At 65.7% G+C, this 17,913-nt stretch carries 18 protein-coding genes; 17 read left to right on the top strand and 1 reads right to left on the bottom strand.

Annotation, left to right across the window (positions count from 1 at the left end):
- From J0L98_RS03370 to J0L98_RS03330, 9 genes are all read left to right on the top strand, one after another.
- The coding region (locus tag J0L98_RS03370; RefSeq protein ID WP_296410073.1) for a translocation/assembly module TamB domain-containing protein at positions 1–3,820 on the top strand (3,820 nt) is incomplete at its 5' end.
- A 374-nt stretch (positions 3,821–4,194) separates the two neighbouring features.
- The gene (gene fdnG / locus J0L98_RS03365; RefSeq protein WP_296410082.1) at positions 4,195–7,251 is read left to right on the top strand and encodes a formate dehydrogenase-N subunit alpha; all 3,057 of its coding nucleotides are present in this window, start codon (positions 4,195–4,197) and stop codon (positions 7,249–7,251) included.
- 12 nt (positions 7,252–7,263) lie between these two features.
- Positions 7,264–8,160: a formate dehydrogenase subunit beta gene (gene fdxH, locus J0L98_RS03360; protein ID WP_296410071.1), complete on the top strand. Its 897-nt coding sequence runs from the start codon at positions 7,264–7,266 to the stop codon at positions 8,158–8,160.
- On the top strand, positions 8,157–8,777 hold the full coding sequence (locus tag J0L98_RS03355) for a formate dehydrogenase subunit gamma (RefSeq protein ID WP_296410068.1): 621 nt from the start codon (positions 8,157–8,159) through the stop codon (positions 8,775–8,777). The genes fdxH and J0L98_RS03355 overlap by 4 nt, the downstream gene beginning before the upstream one ends.
- 64 nt (positions 8,778–8,841) lie before the next feature.
- Positions 8,842–9,735 (top strand): formate dehydrogenase accessory sulfurtransferase FdhD, encoded by an 894-nt coding sequence (gene fdhD / locus J0L98_RS03350; protein WP_296410066.1) that lies wholly within the window; start codon positions 8,842–8,844, stop codon positions 9,733–9,735.
- A gap of 26 nt (positions 9,736–9,761) precedes the next feature.
- On the top strand, positions 9,762–10,661 hold the full coding sequence (gene fdhE / locus J0L98_RS03345) for a formate dehydrogenase accessory protein FdhE (protein ID WP_296410065.1): 900 nt from the start codon (positions 9,762–9,764) through the stop codon (positions 10,659–10,661).
- Between the two features lie 112 nt (positions 10,662–10,773).
- Positions 10,774–11,529: a DUF2189 domain-containing protein gene (locus tag J0L98_RS03340; RefSeq protein ID WP_296410064.1), complete on the top strand. Its 756-nt coding sequence runs from the start codon at positions 10,774–10,776 to the stop codon at positions 11,527–11,529.
- A 7-nt stretch (positions 11,530–11,536) separates the two neighbouring features.
- On the top strand, positions 11,537–12,091 hold the full coding sequence (gene msrA / locus J0L98_RS03335; RefSeq protein ID WP_296410063.1) for a peptide-methionine (S)-S-oxide reductase MsrA: 555 nt from the start codon (positions 11,537–11,539) through the stop codon (positions 12,089–12,091).
- Between the two features lie 35 nt (positions 12,092–12,126).
- A complete protein-coding gene (locus tag J0L98_RS03330; protein WP_296401728.1) occupies positions 12,127–12,471 on the top strand; it encodes an FKBP-type peptidyl-prolyl cis-trans isomerase in 345 nt (114 codons plus the stop codon).
- Positions 12,472–12,549: 78 nt separating this feature from the next.
- Here the strand turns inward: J0L98_RS03330 and hisC are convergent, their stop codons facing one another.
- Entirely contained in the window at positions 12,550–13,641 is a 1,092-nt protein-coding gene (hisC, locus tag J0L98_RS03325; RefSeq protein ID WP_296410061.1) for a histidinol-phosphate transaminase, read from the bottom strand.
- A gap of 108 nt (positions 13,642–13,749) precedes the next feature.
- Here hisC and hisB point away from each other — a divergent pair, with 108 nt between their 5' ends.
- The 8 genes from hisB to tatA are packed head-to-tail and all read left to right on the top strand — an operon-like array spanning position 13,750 to position 17,863.
- On the top strand, positions 13,750–14,337 hold the full coding sequence (gene hisB / locus J0L98_RS03320; RefSeq protein WP_296410059.1) for an imidazoleglycerol-phosphate dehydratase HisB: 588 nt from the start codon (positions 13,750–13,752) through the stop codon (positions 14,335–14,337).
- A complete protein-coding gene (hisH, locus tag J0L98_RS03315) occupies positions 14,334–14,972 on the top strand; it encodes an imidazole glycerol phosphate synthase subunit HisH (RefSeq protein ID WP_296410058.1) in 639 nt (212 codons plus the stop codon). Before hisB ends, hisH begins: the two co-directional genes overlap by 4 nt.
- Before the next feature lie 54 nt (positions 14,973–15,026).
- Positions 15,027–15,776 carry a 1-(5-phosphoribosyl)-5-[(5-phosphoribosylamino)methylideneamino]imidazole-4-carboxamide isomerase gene (gene hisA / locus J0L98_RS03310; protein WP_296401724.1) on the top strand — a complete coding sequence of 250 codons (750 nt, stop codon included), beginning with the start codon at positions 15,027–15,029 and terminating at the stop codon, positions 15,774–15,776.
- A 3-nt stretch (positions 15,777–15,779) separates the two neighbouring features.
- The gene (gene hisF, locus J0L98_RS03305) at positions 15,780–16,538 is read left to right on the top strand and encodes an imidazole glycerol phosphate synthase subunit HisF (protein WP_296410056.1); all 759 of its coding nucleotides are present in this window, start codon (positions 15,780–15,782) and stop codon (positions 16,536–16,538) included.
- Between the two features lie 5 nt (positions 16,539–16,543).
- The gene (gene hisI / locus J0L98_RS03300) at positions 16,544–16,939 is read left to right on the top strand and encodes a phosphoribosyl-AMP cyclohydrolase (protein ID WP_296410081.1); all 396 of its coding nucleotides are present in this window, start codon (positions 16,544–16,546) and stop codon (positions 16,937–16,939) included.
- A complete protein-coding gene (locus J0L98_RS03295) occupies positions 16,936–17,262 on the top strand; it encodes a phosphoribosyl-ATP diphosphatase (protein ID WP_296410055.1) in 327 nt (108 codons plus the stop codon). Before hisI ends, J0L98_RS03295 begins: the two co-directional genes overlap by 4 nt.
- A 12-nt stretch (positions 17,263–17,274) precedes the next feature.
- Positions 17,275–17,622: a histidine triad nucleotide-binding protein gene (locus J0L98_RS03290; protein WP_296401721.1), complete on the top strand. Its 348-nt coding sequence runs from the start codon at positions 17,275–17,277 to the stop codon at positions 17,620–17,622.
- Positions 17,623–17,638: 16 nt separating this feature from the next.
- Complete coding sequence (tatA, locus tag J0L98_RS03285) at positions 17,639–17,863, top strand: Sec-independent protein translocase subunit TatA (protein WP_296401720.1); 225 nt, start codon at positions 17,639–17,641, stop codon at positions 17,861–17,863.
- The last annotated feature ends 50 nt before the right edge of the window (positions 17,864–17,913 follow it).

Raw genomic sequence — 17,913 nt, 5'->3', positions numbered from 1 at the left:
CGAGAAGCCCGAGGGCTACCTGCTGGGCGAGTGGCGGGCGGGGGCCGTGCACGTGCGCACGCCGACCCTGCAGGTGGACGTCCTCAACCTCCAGCTGGACTGGCGCCCCGGCGCCCTGATGGGCCGGCGTTTCGAGGCGGCCAGCCTGAGCGCCTCGGAGCTGCGCGTGGCGAGCCAGCCCAGCACCGAGCCCGCCACCCTGCCGGCCAGCCTCGTGCTGCCCCTGGCCCTGCAGCTCGACAGGGTGAGCATTGACCGTCTGCGCATCGCCGACCTGGTGGACGGGCAGCCGACCGCGCCGACGCTCGAACTCACCGCCCTGGCGGGCCGGCTGGTGTCGGATGGGCGCCATCATCAGCTCACCGACCTGCGGGCTGGGGCCCCCCTTGGCCAGCTCGCGGCGGATGTCACGCTGGACGGGCAGGCGCCGTTCCCGCTCAAGGCCCGCGCCCATCTGAACACCGTCCAGGACGGCGAAGCCTACGCCGTGGACGCCGAAGCCGGCGGCACCCTGGCCGAGCTGAGCCTGAAGGCTGTGGCAAGCGGCGCCGGCCTGCGCGGCGACGTCCGGCTGGCAGCCACCCCTTTCGCACCGCTGCCCCTGCGCTCGGGGCAGCTTAGCCTGCACGACGTGGATCCTGCGCGCTTCCATGCCGCCGCGCCCAAGGCCCGTCTCGACATCGAGCTGGAGCTGGTGCCCCAGGCGTCGGCTGATGCCCTGGCCGGCCAGCCCGTGGCGCCGGCCGACTGGGTCCTCCGCGGGCCGCTGCGCGTCGTCAATCACACGCCGGGCGCCCAGGATGCCGGGGCCCTGCCCATCGAGTCGCTGCAGGCCAGCCTGCGCTGGGCACGTGGCGAACTGGCTGCCTCGGAACTGGTGCTGCGGGTGCCGGGCGACGGGCGGGCCACGGGCACCCTGCGCTGGAGATCCCCCGGCAAGGCCGAGGCCGGCTTCGGGCGGGTCGACGCCGATCTGCGCATCAGCGGCCTGGATGCGCGGCGCCTGGACCGGCGCGCGGTGAAAACCCGCATCGCCGGCGAGATCACCGCCCGGGCTGATTCCGACACCCAGACCGTTCAGGCCGACCTGGTCGACGCCCGCCTGGCCTTGCGCCTGAAGGCCCGCCATGGGGCCGGGGTGATTCATGTGGACGAGGCGGTGGCCAGCGCCCGGGCGGCGCGCCTGGCGCTGAGCGGCACGCTGGCGCTGACGGGGACGGGGGCTTTCGACGCCCGGGGCACCTTGAGCCATTTTGACCCCCGCGCCTTCGTCGCAACGGCGCCGCCGGCCGATCTCAATGCCCGCTTCGAGGCCCGCGGTCAGCGGCTTCCGCAGCTGGCGGGGGCGTTGGACTTCGAGCTGGCGCCCAGCCAGCTCGAGGGCAAACCCCTGGCGGGCAAGGGTGAGCTGGCCATCGACGGCAGCGTGCTGACTCGCAGTGACGTGAAGCTCGATCTGGCGGGCAACCGCCTGACTGCCCAGGGGCGCTATGGCCGCCCGGGGGATAGCCTGGCTCTTCATCTCGATGCACCGGCGCTGGGCGCCCTGGGCCACGGGCTGGACGGGCGACTCAAGGCCGATGGCGTGCTGCGGGGCAGTTTGGCCCAGCCGGCCGGTGAGTTTTCGGTGCTGGCCGAGCGGCTGGAGGCCGGCGGCGTGCGCATCGACGCAGTCAACGGGCAGGGGCGGATCGCCCCGGGGCGCGGTGGCGAGCTCACGCTGAACCTGGCCCTGGCTGGGCTGCGGGCGGGGGAGGACAAGGAAGTGCTGGTGCGTCGTGGCAGCCTGAGCCTGGGCGGCACGCGGGATGCCAGCACGGCGCGGCTCGAGGTGCATGGTTTCCGGCAGCATTCCCTGGTCACCACGCTGGTCGGCAGCCTGTCGGATGGCCCCCGCTGGGGTGGGCGGCTGGAGAGCCTTGAGGTGAGCGGCGACTATCCGGTCCGGCTGCTGGCTCCGGCGCCCCTCGTGCTGTCACCGACGATCATCAGCCTGGGCCTGGCCGAGCTGCGGGGCGGCAGCGGCGGGCTCTACCGGCTGGAAGAAACCCGCTGGCAGGCCCGCCACCTGGTGGCGCGGGGGCGGGTCAGCGGCGTCCAGGTGGGGGTGATGCTGGACCCCAACACCCGCGCGGTGCGGCGTCAGGGCGACTCCCTGCAGATGGGTGGCGAGTGGGATGTGGACATTGGCGAGCAGGCCAATGGCTACGTGCGTTTCCAGCGTGAGAAGGGGGATCTGATCCTGCAGGGGGACATGCCGGTCCGGCTGGGTCTGGACGACCTGCAACTCACCGTGTCTGCCGCCGCCAGCCGGCTGGCCTTCGGCTTCAGTGCCCACGGTAGCCAGCTTGGCAGTCTGGCCGGGGCGGGCACGGCCCTGGCCGAGCGCACGGCCGATGGCCGCCTGCGCCTGGTGCCCGGCGCGCCCTTGCTGGGGTCGGCCAGCCTCGACATTCCGTCCATCGCCTGGGCCGGCCCCCTGGCCGACCAGAACCTGAAGACCGATGGCAGCCTGAAGGGCGAATTTATCCTGGCCGGCACTCCGGCGCGCCCCGAGACGGCGGGGCGCCTGCGCGGCGAAAAGCTCGATTTCGTGATGGCTGACCAGGGCCTGCACCTGTCAGGCGGCACCCTGGTGGCGGAGTTCAACCGGGAGGTGCTGCGCCTGGACGAGCTCAGTTTCGTGTCGCCCAACCGGGTCAAGCCGCGGGAGAATCGCATCGAGGTGGCGCGTCTGACCCGGGAACCGGGCACCCTCAAGGCGGCAGGGGCCATCCAGTTGGCCAGCGGGGAGGGGCGTTTCAGTTTCAAGGCGGATCGCTTGCCCCTCCTGCAGCGGGCCGACCAGTGGCTGGTGCTGAGTGGCGAGGGCGAGGTCTTGAGTGGCTGGAGCTCGGCCCATCTGAAGGGGCGTCTGGCGGCGGATGCGGGCTTCGTCGAGTTGTCCCGGACGCCGGCGCCCAGCCTTGGCGATGACGTGGAGATCGTCGATCCGCGCCGAACCGAAAAGATGCCGGCAAGTCCGTTCAGCATGGGGGTGGATCTGTCCCTCAGCCTGGGGAATGCCCTCTACGTGAAGGCGCTGGGGCTGGATACCCGCCTCGCGGGCGAGCTTCGTCTGCAGTCGGGCGATGGGAAGCCCCTCAGTGCCACCGGCGTCATCACCACCCAGGGTGGCCTCTTCGATGGCTACGGCCAGCGTTTGTCCATCGAGCGCGGCATCGTGACCTTCAACGGGCCGGTGGCCAATCCCGGACTCAACGTGGTGGCCCTGCGAAAGGGGCTGACGGTGGAGGCGGGGGTGGGTATTACCGGCACGGCCCGTCGGCCGGTGGTGCGGCTGGTGTCCGAACCCAATGTGCCCGACCCGGAGAAGCTGGGCTGGATCGTCCTCGGCCGTCCGCCCGATCAGGGCTCGGGTGGTGAAATGGCCCTGCTGCTTCCCGCGGCCCAGGCCCTGCTGGGCGATACGGGTGCCGGGCTTTCGGCCGGGCTGGCCAGCGCGTTGGGATTCGACGAGATCTCCTTCGGCTCCAGCGTCGATCCTCGCACCCGGGTTCAGACCAGCAGCGTTGCGACCGGCAGCGTGACGGGCACCGCTTCCAGTGCGTCGTCGCGGAACATCGATTCGGTGCCCGGCCAGGTCATCACCATCGGCAAGCGTCTGTCGTCCCGCGCCATGCTGTCCTTCGAGCAGAGCATTTCCGGGACAAGCAGCGTGGTCAAGCTTACCTACCAGCTGACCCGGCGTATCTCGGTGATCGGCCGCGCGGGCAGTGAGAACGCGCTGGACGCCCTGTTCTCCATCAGCTTTCGCTGAAAAAAATCCATAAGGCCCGAAGAGACATTTTGTCTTCGTGAAGACAGAATGTCCCTGTTTATCTCATGGTTTTTCTCCAAGTTATTGATTTCTTGGGAGACGACTGCTGGCATGTTATGTGCCAGGTAGATGCAGCTTTGATAGGTCCTATTAAGCGCGCGTCCATAAAAAGTGGTGCATTTTTATTGGTTATCAAAGCCGGGGCTGGGCCTGCCCTCCTGTCACAGAGCAGGGGGCAAGGCGGGAAGCTCCGGGTTGATGACCGGTGGGGTGAGCACCCTCTCCAGCACTGATCCCGGATTGCTTCCGTGCCTCCAATTTCGGGAATCAATTTGGAGACTTTCATGGACAACAAGGGAACACCGTCCGTTGGGGTGAAGATCAACCGTCGGCAGTTCTTCCGGATCTCGGCGGCGGGGGTGGGGGCGTCCAGTGCGGCGTTGGTCGGCGTGATGCCGACGGCGGCGCAGGCCGAAGTGCGGCAGTACAAGCTGACCCGGGCGCGGGAGGTGCGCAACACCTGCACCTATTGCTCGGTGGGCTGTGGCCTGCTGATGTACAGCCTGGGGGGTGGGCCGAAGAACGCCCGGGCCGAGATCATCCACATCGAGGGGGATCCGGACCATCCGGTCAGCCGCGGGGCCCTGTGCCCGAAGGGCGCCGGGCTGCTCGACTTCATCCACAGCCCGGGGCGCCTGCGTTATCCCGAAGTGCGCGAGCCCGGCAGCAACGCTTGGAAGCGTATCTCCTGGCACGAGGCCATAGAGCGCATCGCCAAGCTCATGAAGGCCGACCGCGACGCCAACGTGGTCGACAAGAATGCCGAGGGGGTGCCGGTCAATCGCTGGATTTCGACTGCCATGCTTACCGCCTCGGCCTCGTCCAACGAGACGGGCATCATCACCCAGAAGTTCATGCGCTCCCTCGGAATCGTCGCCACCGACGCCCAGGCGCGGGTCTGTCACGGCCCCACGGTGTCGGCGCTGGCCTCCACCTTCGGGCGTGGGGCGATGACCAACAGCTGGGTGGACATCAAGAACGCCGACTTCATCCTGGTGATGGGCGGCAACGCCGCCGAGGCACACCCGGTAGGCTTCCGCTGGGCCATCGAGGCCAAGAAACAGCGTGGTGCCAAGCTGGTTGTGGTCGATCCGCGCTTCAACCGCACCGCCGCGGTGGCCGATCACTACATGCCGATCCGCGCCGGTTCCGACATCGCCTTTCTCGGTGGGGTGATCAACTGGCTGATCGCCCACGACAAGATCCACTGGGACTACGTCAAGGCGTACACCAACGCGGCGGCCATCGTCGGTGAAGGCTATTCCTTCGACGAAGGTTTGTTCTCCGGCTACGACGCCGAGAAGGGCAAGTACGACCGGGCCAGCTGGAGCTACGAGCTGGACGCCGCCGGTAACATCAGGACCGACCCGACCCTGGCGCACCCGCGCTGCGTGTGGAACCTGATGAAGGCACACTATTCCCGCTACACGCCGGAGATGGTCACCAATCTGACGGGTACGCCGCAGGACGGTTTCCTCAAGGTGTGCGAGCTGCTCGGTGAGACGGCCGTGCCCAACAAGGTGGGCACCATCCTCTACGCGCTGGGCTGGACACAGCACACAGTGGGCGCCCAGAACATCCGCACCATGGCCATGATCCAGCTACTGCTGGGCAACATCGGCATGCCGGGCGGTGGGGTGAATGCCCTGCGCGGCCACTCCAACATCCAGGGCCTGTCCGACCTCGGCCTGCTGTCCACGGCGCTGCCGGGCTACCTGACTCTGCCCAACGAAAAGGCCCATCCGGGCTTCACCGACTACATCGCCAAGACCACCCCGAAGGCGCTGCGTGAAGGGCAGTTCAACTACTGGAGCAACACCCCCAAATTCTTTGTCAGCCTGATGAAGTGGTTCTGGGGCGACAAGGCCACCAAGGACAATAACTGGGGCTACGACTGGCTGCCCAAGTGGGACAAGCTCTACGACGTGCTGCAGGTCACCGAGCTGATGCACCAGGGCAAGATCAACGGTTTCATCGTGCAGGGTTTCAACCCGCTGGCTTCCTTCCCGGATGCCAACAAGGTGGTGGAGGCCTTCAGCAAGCTCAAGTACATGGTGATCATTGACCCGATCGCCACTGAAACCTCCACCTTCTGGCAGAACCAGGGCGAATCGAACAACGTTGATCCCGCCAAGATCCAGACCGAGGTCTTCCGCCTGCCGTCCACCTGCTTTGCCGAGGAAGACGGCGCCATCGTGAACTCCGGCCGTTGGTTGCAATGGCACTGGAAGGGCGCCGAGCCCCCCGGTGAGGCCAAGGGCGACCAGGAGATCATCGGCGAGCTCTTCGTGGCCCTACGCGAGCTGTACCGGAAAGAGGGCGGCAAGGTGGCCGAGCCTATCCTCAACCTTTCGTGGCCCTACCGTGATCCGGCCGCGCCCACCCCCGAGGAGCTGGCCAAGGAGCTCAATGGCCGGGCCCTGGCGGACATCCCCGACCCGAAGGACCCGACCCGCTTTCTGGCCAGAAAGGGCGAGCAGCTGCCGGGCTTTGCGGTGCTTCAGGACGACGGCTCGACCCTGTGCGCCAACTGGATCTTTTCGGGCTGCTGGACGCAGGCCGGCAACCAGATGGCCCGCCGCGACAACACCGACACGGGCCTGGGCAATACGCCGGGCTGGGCGTGGAGCTGGCCGGCCAACCGCCGCATCCTTTATAACCGCGCCTCGTGCACGCCGGAAGGGAAGCCCTGGGATCCGAGCCGCAAGCTGATCGCCTGGAATGGCGAAAAGTGGGCCGGGGCAGACGTGCCCGACTTCAAGGCCGACGCTGCGCCGGATTCGGGCATGGGGCCCTTCATCATGAACCCCGAAGGCATCGGAAGGCTGTTCTGCGTGGACAAACTGGTGGACGGGCCCTTCCCCGAGCACTACGAACCGATGGAGTCCCCACTGGGTACCAACCCGCTGCATCCCAAGGTGGTAACCAGCCCCGCTGTGCGCATCTTCAAAAGCGACAGGGAGCGCCTGGGCACGCACAAGGACTTTCCCTACGTGGGCACCACCTACCGCCTTACCGAGCACTTCCAGTTCTGGACCAAGTCGGTGCGCCTTAGCGCCATTGCCCAGCCGGAGCAATTTGTCGAGATCAGCGAGACCCTGGCGCGGGAGAAGGGCATCGCTGCCGGAGACTGGGTCAAGGTCAGCTCCAAGCGGGGCTACATCAAGGCTCGGGCCGTGGTGACCAAGCGGGTCAAGGCCCTGACGGTGAACAAGCAGACCGTGCACCAGATCGGCATACCGCTGCACTGGGGCTGGGAAGGTGTGGCGAAGAAGGGCTTCCTGACCAACGTCCTGCCGCCGGCGGTGGGCGACTGCAATACGCAGACGCCCGAATACAAGGCCTTTCTTGTCAATCTGCAAAAAATCTGAGGAGCATGAACGATGGCTCTCCAATCGCTTGACATCCTGCGCCGCTCCGCCACGACCACGCCCCCGCCGGGCGTGCGCAAGGGCGTCGAGGTGGCCAAACTGATCGACGTGTCCGCCTGCATCGGCTGCAAGGCCTGCCAGGTGGCCTGCTCCGAGTGGAACGACATCCGCGCCGAGGTGGGCAGCTGCGTCGGTGTGTATGACAACCCGACGGATCTGTCGGCCCAGGCGTGGACGGTGATGCGCTTCGCCGAACACGAAGAGAAGGACCGGCTGGAATGGCTGATCCGCAAGGACGGCTGCATGCATTGCGCCGATCCAGGCTGCCTGAAGTCGTGCCCGTCTCCCGGGGCGATCATCCAGTACGCCAACGGGATCGTCGATTTCCACCAGGAGAACTGCATCGGTTGCGGCTACTGTGTGACAGGCTGCCCCTTCAATGTGCCGCGCATCTCGAAGGAAGACAGCAAGGCCTATAAGTGCAGCCTTTGCTCCGATCGCGTGGCGGTCGGGCAGGAGCCGGCCTGCGTGAAGACCTGCCCTACCGGCGCGATCCAGTTCGGTTCCAAGGAGGACATGAAGGATTACGCCGCCGAGCGGGTCGCCGACCTCAAGCGGCGCGGCTACGAACAGGCTGGCCTGTACGACCCCCAAGGGGTAGGTGGCACCCATGTGATGTATGTGCTGCATCACTCGGATCGACCTGAGCTCTACAGCGGCTTGCCGGCCAACCCGAGCATCAGCCCCCTGGTGTCTTTGTGGAAGGGCTTTGCCAAGCCGCTGGCCACCCTGGCGCTGGCCGGTGTGGCGCTGGGCAGCTTGTTCCACTACGTCACCAAGGGCCCGAACGAGGTCTCGAAAGAGATCGAGGACGAGATCGAAGCCGAAGACAAGGAGGGTACGAAATGATCCGTGATCCGAAAGACCTCAAGCGCTACAACGCGTCCGAGCGCGCCAACCATTGGGTGGTGGGCATCAGCTTCATCCTGCTGGCCCTGTCCGGCCTGGCCTTCTTCCACCCGGCCTTCTTTCCGCTGACCCAGCTGTTTGGCGGGCCGGTGTGGGCGCGCATCCTGCATCCCTACGTGGGGGTGCTGATGGCACTGGCCTTCCTGGTCATCTTCCTGCGCTTCAAGCATCTCAACAGGATGACTGCGGCGGACAGGGAATGGCTGGCCAAGGCCAGGAACATGGTGGATGGAAATGATCACGACATGCCGGAGCAGGGCAAGTACAACGGTGGTCAGAAGGTCATGTTCTGGGTGCTGGCCCTCTGCATGCTGCTGATGACACTGTCGGGTGTGGCCATCTGGCGTGCCTGGTTCGGCTTCGACATCACGGTGGTTCGCCTGGGGGCGGTGGTCCATGCCGCGGCAGGTGCGGTGATGATCGCCATGATCATGGTCCATGTGTATGCCGCCATCTGGGTGAAGGGGACAATCCGCGCCATGTGGTACGGCACGGTGACCCGAGCCTGGGCCAAGCAGCATCACCGGGGCTGGTATCGCCAGATGACCGGGAAGTAATCACGCCGGGCACGGGGGCGACTCCCCGTGCCCGGCGATTCTGCCTTTGTGATGAAAGTGGATCATGACAGCCTCAACTCCTGACTGCCTGCCAGCCGGCTCCCGGGATGAGCTCCCGCTACCGGCGCCGACTTTTCTCCGCCCCGTGCTCCGGGTGCAGGATGGACAGCAACTGGTGGCTGAAGACGAAGTGATCGAGGAGGTGCCCGTGGCGCTGGTGTACAACGGCATCTCCCATGCGGTGATGCTGGCGTCGCCGACCGACCTCGAGGATTTTGCTCTTGGTTTCAGCTTGGGTGAGGGCATCCTCGCCGGGGCGGGTGAGCTGTACGATCTGGAAGTACGCGCCACTTGCGACGGCATATCGGTCGAGATGGAAATTTCGACGGCCCGTTTCTTGGCGCTCAAGGCCAGGCGGCGCTCGCTGGCGGGCCGTACCGGCTGCGGCCTGTGCGGCGTGGACAGCCTGGCCAATGTGACCCGTGCGCCGGGTGAGCGCCTGGTGCGTCCCGACTGGGCCCTGTCGGTGGAGGCGGTGAGTGAGGCGTTGCGACAGCTTCCCCACTGGCAGACGCTGCGCCAGCAGACCGGTGCTGCCCACGGGGCTGCCTGGGTCGGGCCGGATGGCGGGATCCGCTGTCTGCGGGAAGATGTGGGCCGCCACAACGCCCTCGACAAACTCGTCGGCGCCCTGGCTCGCCAGGGAGCGTCACCCGGCGACGGCTTCGCGCTGATCACTAGCCGTGCTTCGTACGAGATGGTGCAGAAGGCGGCCAGCGCCCGTATCAGCACACTGGTGGCCGTCTCCGCGCCCACCGCCATGGCCGCGCGACAGGCTGAGGTTGCCGGCATGCTGCTGATCGGCTTTGCCCGCTCCCGCCAGCTGGTGGCCTATAGCTGCGCCAGCCATCTGGCGCCGGAAGCCCGCTCGCACATGGACCGTCGCTCTTTCATGTAGTCCCGTACAACTCTATTCATGCCCCAATGAACCTCACTGAAAATATCCTGCCGTCCTCCATTGCACCGGCTACCCTGCTGCTGCCTGGCCCGGATCTGTTTGGCGTCCGGGCGGCGCGTCTGCGTCATCTCGCCCACGGGCACGGTCTCGCCCCCTGGCTCAATGGGCTGGCTGATGTCTGCGATGCCCAGCAGATGGCACTGAATACCTTGCCGGCGCTGATCGGCCTTCCCTCGGGCGACGCGGCGGGGCCGCCCCTGGCCGGTCATCAGGCAGCTGCCCTGTGGCAGGCATTGCCTGCGGTCGTGCATCAACTCTTCACGGCGAGTCGCGGCCTTACGATACCCCCGGCGCGGGAACCCGGCGCGGAGGCTCTGCAGCGCATGGCGCAGGACGGCTTGAAGATGGCTGTGGGCGAGGTGGCTACCGGGCAGCGGGATGCCGCTTCCATCCTGGTGGCGGCGGCGCTTCAGGTGGTCTGGACCGCCGCCGCCCGGACTATCGCCTTGTCGGCCATGACACCCCTGCAGGATCTTGCGCCTTGTCCGTGCTGCGGTAGCGCCCCGGTGGGGGCTGTGGTGATGGCAGGGGAGGGCAAGGGCGGCCTCCGGTATCTGGAATGCAGCCTGTGCGCAACCCGCTGGAACGCGGTGAGGGCGCGCTGTACCCTCTGCGAAGAGGGGAGCGTCGTCCAGTATCTGGGCCTTGAGGGGGCTTCCGGTGCGGTCCAGGCGGAGGCCTGCGACCACTGTGGTGGCTACATCAAGACATTTTTCCAAGATAAAGATATTCAGATCGATCCGCTGGCGGACGATCTGGGCTCACTGACGCTGGACATCCTGGTGGGCGAGCAGGGGTACGCCCGCGCTGCGCCTAACCTCTTCCTGCAGGCAGCCGAGCCGGTTCGAGACATGACGCGGGACTGATTCCCCGCTTTCGCTCGGCGCTCAAGCGGGGGACATCCATCGAATTGACCCTGGTCATGGACGGCAGTGGGCGCTTTGGGCGAGATGGAGGGCCGTCCGCCAGGAGTCTGCCATGCCCTTCCACCTTGATCCCCGCCGTATTTCCGGCGCCATCGTGCTCGCAGCCCTGGTCGAGGCCTGGCGCCAGTTGCGCGGCTGCCTGAAGCCGGCGGCGGGCTTCGCTGCTGTTTTCGTGCTGATCGGCATGCTGATCTTCGCCGTCCTGCTGCGGGTCGATTTGGACCAGATGATCCTGCCCTTTGCCTGCGGCTTCCTGCTGGTCGGCCCGGCGGTGCTGAGCGGCTTCATCGCCCTGCGGCGGGCCCGCGCGGCGGGGCAGCCTCCGCGCCTGGGGCAGGTGCTGGCAGCCTTCCGCGGGGCGCCTCGGGGCCTGTGGGTGGTGGCCGGGGTGTGTGCGCTGCTGTTCCTGATCTGGATCTCGGATGCGGCCACGGTGTATAGCTTCATGATCGGCGTGGGGGCCGCCCCGGAGGTCGGGCAGGTGCTGCGCTTTCATACCTTCACCGGGGTGATGGGGGCTGTGCTGGCCTTCATCGTGTTCTGTATCTCGGCATTCTCGGTGCCCCTGCTGTTCGATCGCCGGGCCAACCTGGTGGAGGCGGTTACGGCCAGCGTGAAGGCCGTGTTTGCCAATTTTGGGGCGATGCTGGTGTGGGGCCTGGTCCTCGCGGTGGCGGTGATCGCCACCATCCTGTGCCCGCCGCTGCTGTTGCTGAGCCTGCCCTGTCTCGCCTTTGCTAGCGATCTCATTTATCTTGAAATCTTTCCGCCGGATCAAGGTCTGCCGGATACCTCACCACTTGTTTAGGACTGTCATGGCAGAGAATCTCCCAAAAACCGAGCTGGCCATCCTGGCGGGCGGCTGCTTCTGGTGCCTTGAAGCGGTGTACCTGGGGGCCGAGGGCGTGCACAGCGTGACCTCGGGCTATATCGGCGGCCATGTGGACGCACCCACCTACGAGCGCATCTGCGATGGTGACACCGGCCATGCGGAGGCGGTGCGCATCGAGTTCGACCCGGCGGTGATCGGCTTTGCCGACCTGCTCGACATCTTTTTCGCCATCCACGATCCGACGACGCCCAATCGCCAGGGCAATGACGTGGGCACCCAGTATCGTTCGGCGATCTTCGCCACCACGCCGGAGCAGGAGGCCCTGGCCCGGGAGAAGGTGGCTGAGCTGAACGAGGAGGCTCACTTCGGCGCGCCCATCGTCACCGAGATCCTCGCCGCGCCCCGCTTCTGGCCGGCGGAGCCCTACCACCACGATTACTTCAGCCGCAACGGGCATCAGCCCTATTGCCAGTACGTGGTGGCCCCCAAGGTGGCGAAGTTCCGCAGCAAGTTCGCCAAGCGTGTGAAGGCCACTTGAAATAGAATCCGGCGGTCATTCACAAGGAGCATTCCATGACCCAAACCACCACGGCGAGCGGCCTCGTCATCGAAGATCTGGAAGTGGGCACCGGCCCCGAGGCAACCGCTGGCCAGCACGTCCAGGTGCACTACACCGGCTGGCTCACCGACGGCAAGAAGTTCGATTCCAGCAAGGATCGCAACGATCCCTTTGTCTTTCCCCTGGGCGCACGCCACGTGATCTCGGGTTGGGACGAGGGTGTGCAGGGCATGAAGGTGGGCGGCCGTCGCAAGCTGACCATCCCGCCGAACCTGGGCTACGGTGCCCGCGGCGCCGGTGGTGTGATCCCCCCCAACGCCACCCTGGTGTTCGAAGTGGAGCTGCTGGCGGTGAAGTGATCCACGCCCTTTGCTGCCGCATCAAGTGATTCGGGCGCCCCATGGGGCGCCCGAATTGCGTTCAGGGGCGAGGCAGGCTCAGGCCAGGATCTCGCGCAGGGCGTCGATCAGCAGATCGCACTGGGAGTCGGTGCCGACGGTGATGCGCAGGAACTGGTCGATGCGCTCGGCCTTGAAGTGCCGCACGATGATGCTGCGCTCGCGCAGGGCCGCTGCCAGGGCGGCCGCGTCCCGCCGGGGGTGACGGGCGAAGACGAAGTTGGCGGCGGAGGGCAGCACGTCGAAGCCCAGCCCGGCCAGGCTGGCCGACAGGGCATTGCGGCTGGCGATGACCTGACGGCGGGTGGTGTCGAACCAGGCCTCGTCGTCCATGGCGGCGCTGGCGCCCACCAGGGCCAGCCGGTCCAGGGGATAGGAGTTGAAGCTGTCCTTGACCCGGGTCAGGGCTTCGATGAGCTCCGGCTGGCCGATGGCGAAACCGACCCGCAGACCGGCGAGGGAGCGCGACTTGGAGAGGGTCTGGGTGACCAGGATGTTGGGGTGGCGGCGGATCAGGGCGACGGCGGTGGGAATCACGTCGAGACCGCCGAAATCCACGTAGGCCTCGTCGATGACGATGGGCGCATCGGGCAGGGCCTCGGCCAGGCGGGCGATGTCGGCCAGGGGCAGCAGTCGCCCGGTGGGTGCGTTGGGGTTGGGGAAGATCACCGCGCCCGCCCGCCCGGGGCCCCGCGCGATATAGTCGTCTACGCGGATCGCGAACTGGGCATCCAGCGGGATGGCTTCGAAGTCAATGCCGTAGAGCCCGCAGTAAACCGGATAGAAGCTGTAGGTGATGTCCGGGAAGAGCAGCGGCGCCTCGTGTTTGAGCAAGGCCTGGAAGGTATGGGCCAGGACTTCGTCGGAGCTGTTGCCCACGAAGACCCATTCGGCCGGCACCTCGAAGTGGCGGGCCACGGCGGCCTTCAGCTGGCTGCCCGTCGGGTCGGGGTAGAGCTTGAGGCGGTCGGCGTCCTCGCCCAGTTCGGCACGAATGGCTTCGAGGGCTCGGGGGCTGGGCGGGTAGGGGTTTTCGTTGGTATTGAGTTTGACCAGCCGGGTGAGCTTGGGCTGCTCGCCAGGAACATAGGGGGTGAGGTGGTGGACGACGGGGCTCCAGAAACGGCTCATGACGGATCTGCGCGGCGGCGAGTGGCGCCGCAAGGGACGATAAAAACGCTAGATGCTATCATGGCCCATTCGTTCCCCCGTTTCTAACAGTTCTCCGGAAATCAGCGCATGCGGCAAGCCGAAATCTCCCGCGATACCCTTGAGACCAAAATCCGGGTCAGGCTCGATCTGGACGGCTCGGGCAAGAGTCAGCTCAACACCGGCATCGGTTTCTTCGATCACATGCTTGATCAGATCGCCCGTCACGGGTGCTTCGACATCGAGATCGAATGTGCCGGTGACCTGCACATCGACGGCCACCACACGGTCGAGGACGTGGGCATCGCCCTTGGTCAGGCTTTTGCGAAGGCGGTTGGTGACAAGAAGGGCCTGACCCGTTATGGCCACGCCTACGTTCCTCTGGATGAGGCCCTGTCCCGCGTGGTGGTGGACCTGTCCGGCCGCCCGGGCCTGGAGTTCGACATCCCCTTCACCGCCGGCATGATCGGCGCCCTCGACACCCAGCTGGTGTATGAGTTCTTCCAGGGCTTCGTCAATCACGCTCTGGTGTCCCTGCACATCGACAACCTGAAGGGCCGCAACGCCCATCACCAGTGTGAGACCGCCTTCAAGGCCTTTGGCCGCGCCCTGCGCATGGCAGCTACGCCCGATCCGCGCCAGGCTGGCGTGATTCCGTCCACCAAGGGGGCGCTATGAGCCGGGTCGCGATCATCGATTACGGCATGGGCAACCTGCGTTCGGTAGCCAAGGCCATCGAGCATGTGGCTACCTCCGACACCGTGGTGGTCACGGCGGACCCGGCCGAAGTGCTGTCGGCCGACCGGGTCGTCTTTCCCGGCCAGGGCGCCATGCCCGACTGCATGCGCGAGCTCGACGCCCGCGGCCTGCGTCCCGCGGTGCTGGAAGCTGCACGGAACAAGCCTTTCCTGGGGATCTGCATCGGGCAGCAGATGCTCTTCGAGCACAGCGAGGAGGGCAATGTGCCCGGGCTCGGCATCTTCAAGGGCGAAGTCCGCCGCTTTCCGGCCGAGCGCATGGTGGCCGCCGACGGTTCGCGCCTGAAGGTGCCGCACATGGGATGGAACGAGGTGTGGCAGAAGCAAGCGCACCCCCTGTGGGCCGGCATCGACGATGGCGCCCGCTTCTACTACGTGCACAGCTATTACGTGGACCCGGCGGACCCTGCCATCGTGGCGGCGACGACCGATTACGCCATCCCCTTTACCGGGGCGGTAGCGCAGGCTAATATCTTTGCAATCCAATTCCATCCGGAAAAGAGCGCGCACGCGGGCTTGCAACTCCTGTCGAACTTCATGTCCTGGAAGCCCTGACGCCGGTTCTTTTCATCCCGCTGCCTCGTTTCAACTCCTCTACCACCCTCTCTTATGCTGCTGATTCCCGCTATCGACCTCAAGGACGGTCACTGCGTGCGCCTGAAACAAGGCGAAATGGACGCCGCCACGGTCTTTTCCGAAGATCCCGGTGCGATGGCCCGCCACTGGATTGATCAGGGTGCCCGACGTCTGCATCTGGTGGATCTTAACGGTGCCTTTGCCGGCAAGCCCAAGAACGGCGCTGCCATCAAGGCTATCCTCGCTGAAGTGGGCGACGAGATCCCCGTGCAACTCGGCGGTGGCATCCGTGATCTGGACACGATTGAGCGTTACCTGGATGCTGGCCTGAGTTACGTGATCATCGGTACCGCGGCCGTCAAGAATCCCGGCTTCCTGCACGATGCCTGCAGCGCCTTCCCGGGCCACATCATCGTCGGCCTGGACGCCAAGGACGGCAAGGTGGCCGTGGACGGCTGGTCCAAGCTCACAGGGCACGATGTCGTGGATCTGGCGAAGAAGTTCGAGGACTACGGGGTTGAAGGTGTGATCTACACCGACATCGGCCGTGACGGCATGCTCTCCGGCGTCAATATCGAGGCCACGGTGCGTCTGGCCCAGGCCCTGCGCATTCCGGTCATCGCCAGCGGCGGCATCGCCGCCATCGGCGACGTGGAAGCCCTCTGCGCCGTTGAGTCCGAAGGCATCACCGGCGCCATCACCGGTCGGGCCATTTACGAAGGCACTCTCGATTTCGCCGCGGCTCAGGCCCGCGCCGACGAGCTGGCCGAAACCGACGACTGATCCATGCTTGCCAAGCGCATCATCCCCTGTCTCGACGTCAGTGCCGGCCGTGTTGTGAAAGGCGTCAATTTCGTCGAATTGCGGGACGCCGGTGATCCGGTGGAGGTCGCCCGTCGCTACGACGAACAGGGCGCCGACGAGATCACCTTTCTCGACATTACTGCCAGCTCCGACGACCGCAACATCATCCTGCACGTGGTCGAGCAGGTGGCCGAGCAGGTCTTCATCCCGCTCACTGTCGGTGGTGGCGTGCGCACCGTCGATGACGTGCGCCGCCTGCTCAATGCCGGTGCCGACAAGGTCAGCATCAATACCGCCGCGGTGAATAACCCCCAGGTGGTGGCAGACGCGTCGGGCAAGGTGGGCAGCCAGTGCATCGTCGTCGCCATCGATGCCAAGCAGGTCGCCCCGGGAAAGTGGGAGGTCTTCACCCATGGCGGGCGCAACCGTACCGGGCTGGATGCCATCGAATGGGCGCGTAAGGTCGAGTCCCTTGGCGCCGGCGAGATCCTGCTCACCAGCATGGATCGGGATGGCACCAAGAATGGCTTCGATCTTGGCCTGACCCGTGCCGTTTCGGACGCAGTGTCCATTCCCGTGATCGCCAGTGGTGGTGTGGGCAGCCTGGACCATCTGGCCGACGGCGTCACCCAGGGCCGTGCCGACGCTGTGCTGGCGGCCAGCATTTTCCACTTTGGCGAGCACACCGTGCGCGAGGCCAAGGAGCTGATGCGTGCCCGCGGGATCGAGGTGCGTCTGTGAGCTCCCTGCCCGGTAGCACGGCCTGGCTGGACGAGCTGGCCTGGGACAAGGATGGTCTGATCCCCGTCATTGCCCAGGATGCGGGCACGGGCGATGTGCTGATGTTTGCCTGGATGAATCGTGACGCCCTGGCGCGAACGGTTGAAACAGGCGAGGCCGTATACTTCTCGCGGTCGCGTGGCAGGCTGTGGCACAAGGGCGAAGAGTCCGGCCACACCCAGAAGATCCGCGAGATCCGTATCGATTGCGATAACGACGTGGTGCTTCTGAAGATCGAGCAGGTGGGGGGCATTGCCTGTCACACCGGCCGGCGTAGCTGCTTCTTCCAGAAATACCTCTCCGACGGCAGCTGGTCGGCTGTCGACCCGGTTCTCAAAGACCCGAAGGAAATCTACAAATGATCGATATCGAAGTGCTCCACCGTGTGTCCGAGACCCTTGCCTCGCGCAAGGATGCCGACCCTGAGTCGTCCTATGTTTCCGGCCTGTTCCACAAGGGGACTGATGCGATCTGCAAGAAGGTCGCGGAGGAAGCCGCAGAGACCATCATGGCGGCCAAGGACAAGGATCTGCTCCATGTGGTCTGGGAAGTCACCGACGTGTGGTTCCATACTCTGGTGCTGCTGCACCACTTCGGCTTGTCGGTGGATGACGTGCTCGCCGAGTTCCGCCGCCGCGAGGGCGTGTCGGGCATCGACGAGAAGAAGTCGCGCACGGCCGGCTAAGGGAATACGCCGATGCAGGATTGCCTGTTCTGCCGTATCGTGAGGGGTGAAATTCCGGCCGCCATCGTCCATGAAGACGAGTGGGTGCTGGCGTTCAAGGACATCCAGCCGCAACGTCCGGTCCATGTGCTGGTCATTCCCAAGAAGCACATCACCTCGCTGGCTGAGGCCACCGAGGCCGACACCGAAGTGCTGGGGCGGATGCTGGTGATAGCCAACCGGATTGCCGTCGATCAAGGCAGCACCGACGGTTTCCGGTCCATCATCAATACCGGTCGTGTGGGCGGGCAGGAAGTCATGCATGTGCATATGCACATCGTAGGTGGGCAAGAGCCAGTTGGGCCGATGCTTAAACGGTAGTTTCAAGGAGATTTGAATGGGTTCCTTCAGCATTTGGCACTGGCTGATCGTCTTGGTGATCGTCATGCTCGTGTTCGGCACCAAGAAGCTGCGCAACATCGGGCAAGACCTGGGTGGGGCGGTGAAGGGCTTCAAGGACGGCATGAAAGAAGCCGATCAGGGCGGCGATGCCAGCCAGAAGATTGGCAACGGCAACGGTCAGACCATCGACGCCGAAGCCCGGGAAAAAAACAAGTCCTGATCCCGGACCCGCGGCTGGCGCGGAAAAGGGGCAGGCTTGCCCCTTTTTTG

This window comes from Zoogloea sp., from assembly GCF_017302315.1.
Lineage (GTDB): Bacteria > Pseudomonadota > Gammaproteobacteria > Burkholderiales > Rhodocyclaceae > Zoogloea.
Note: the sequence above shows the minus strand (reverse complement) of the source record. Positions and strands in the feature narration are given on the sequence as shown.

What these genes read in the sequence shown, in the direction of transcription:
- fdhD (WP_296410066.1), top strand. Translation starts at nt 8,842, where the DNA reads ATGACAGCCTCAACTCCTGACTGCCTGCCAGCCGGCTCCCGGGATGAG.
- hisB (WP_296410059.1), top strand. Translation starts at nt 13,750, where the DNA reads ATGCGGCAAGCCGAAATCTCCCGCGATACCCTTGAGACCAAAATCCGG.
- hisH (WP_296410058.1), top strand. Translation starts at nt 14,334, where the DNA reads ATGAGCCGGGTCGCGATCATCGATTACGGCATGGGCAACCTGCGTTCG.
- tatA (WP_296401720.1), top strand. Translation starts at nt 17,639, where the DNA reads ATGGGTTCCTTCAGCATTTGGCACTGGCTGATCGTCTTGGTGATCGTC.
- hisC (WP_296410061.1), bottom strand. Translation starts at nt 13,641, where the DNA reads ATGAGCCGTTTCTGGAGCCCCGTCGTCCACCACCTCACCCCCTATGTT.
- J0L98_RS03330 (WP_296401728.1), top strand. Translation starts at nt 12,127, where the DNA reads ATGACCCAAACCACCACGGCGAGCGGCCTCGTCATCGAAGATCTGGAA.
- hisA (WP_296401724.1), top strand. Translation starts at nt 15,027, where the DNA reads ATGCTGCTGATTCCCGCTATCGACCTCAAGGACGGTCACTGCGTGCGC.
- J0L98_RS03340 (WP_296410064.1), top strand. Translation starts at nt 10,774, where the DNA reads ATGCCCTTCCACCTTGATCCCCGCCGTATTTCCGGCGCCATCGTGCTC.
- msrA (WP_296410063.1), top strand. Translation starts at nt 11,537, where the DNA reads ATGGCAGAGAATCTCCCAAAAACCGAGCTGGCCATCCTGGCGGGCGGC.
- hisF (WP_296410056.1), top strand. Translation starts at nt 15,780, where the DNA reads ATGCTTGCCAAGCGCATCATCCCCTGTCTCGACGTCAGTGCCGGCCGT.
- J0L98_RS03355 (WP_296410068.1), top strand. Translation starts at nt 8,157, where the DNA reads ATGATCCGTGATCCGAAAGACCTCAAGCGCTACAACGCGTCCGAGCGC.
- J0L98_RS03290 (WP_296401721.1), top strand. Translation starts at nt 17,275, where the DNA reads ATGCAGGATTGCCTGTTCTGCCGTATCGTGAGGGGTGAAATTCCGGCC.
- J0L98_RS03295 (WP_296410055.1), top strand. Translation starts at nt 16,936, where the DNA reads ATGATCGATATCGAAGTGCTCCACCGTGTGTCCGAGACCCTTGCCTCG.
- fdhE (WP_296410065.1), top strand. Translation starts at nt 9,762, where the DNA reads ATGAACCTCACTGAAAATATCCTGCCGTCCTCCATTGCACCGGCTACC.
- fdxH (WP_296410071.1), top strand. Translation starts at nt 7,264, where the DNA reads ATGGCTCTCCAATCGCTTGACATCCTGCGCCGCTCCGCCACGACCACG.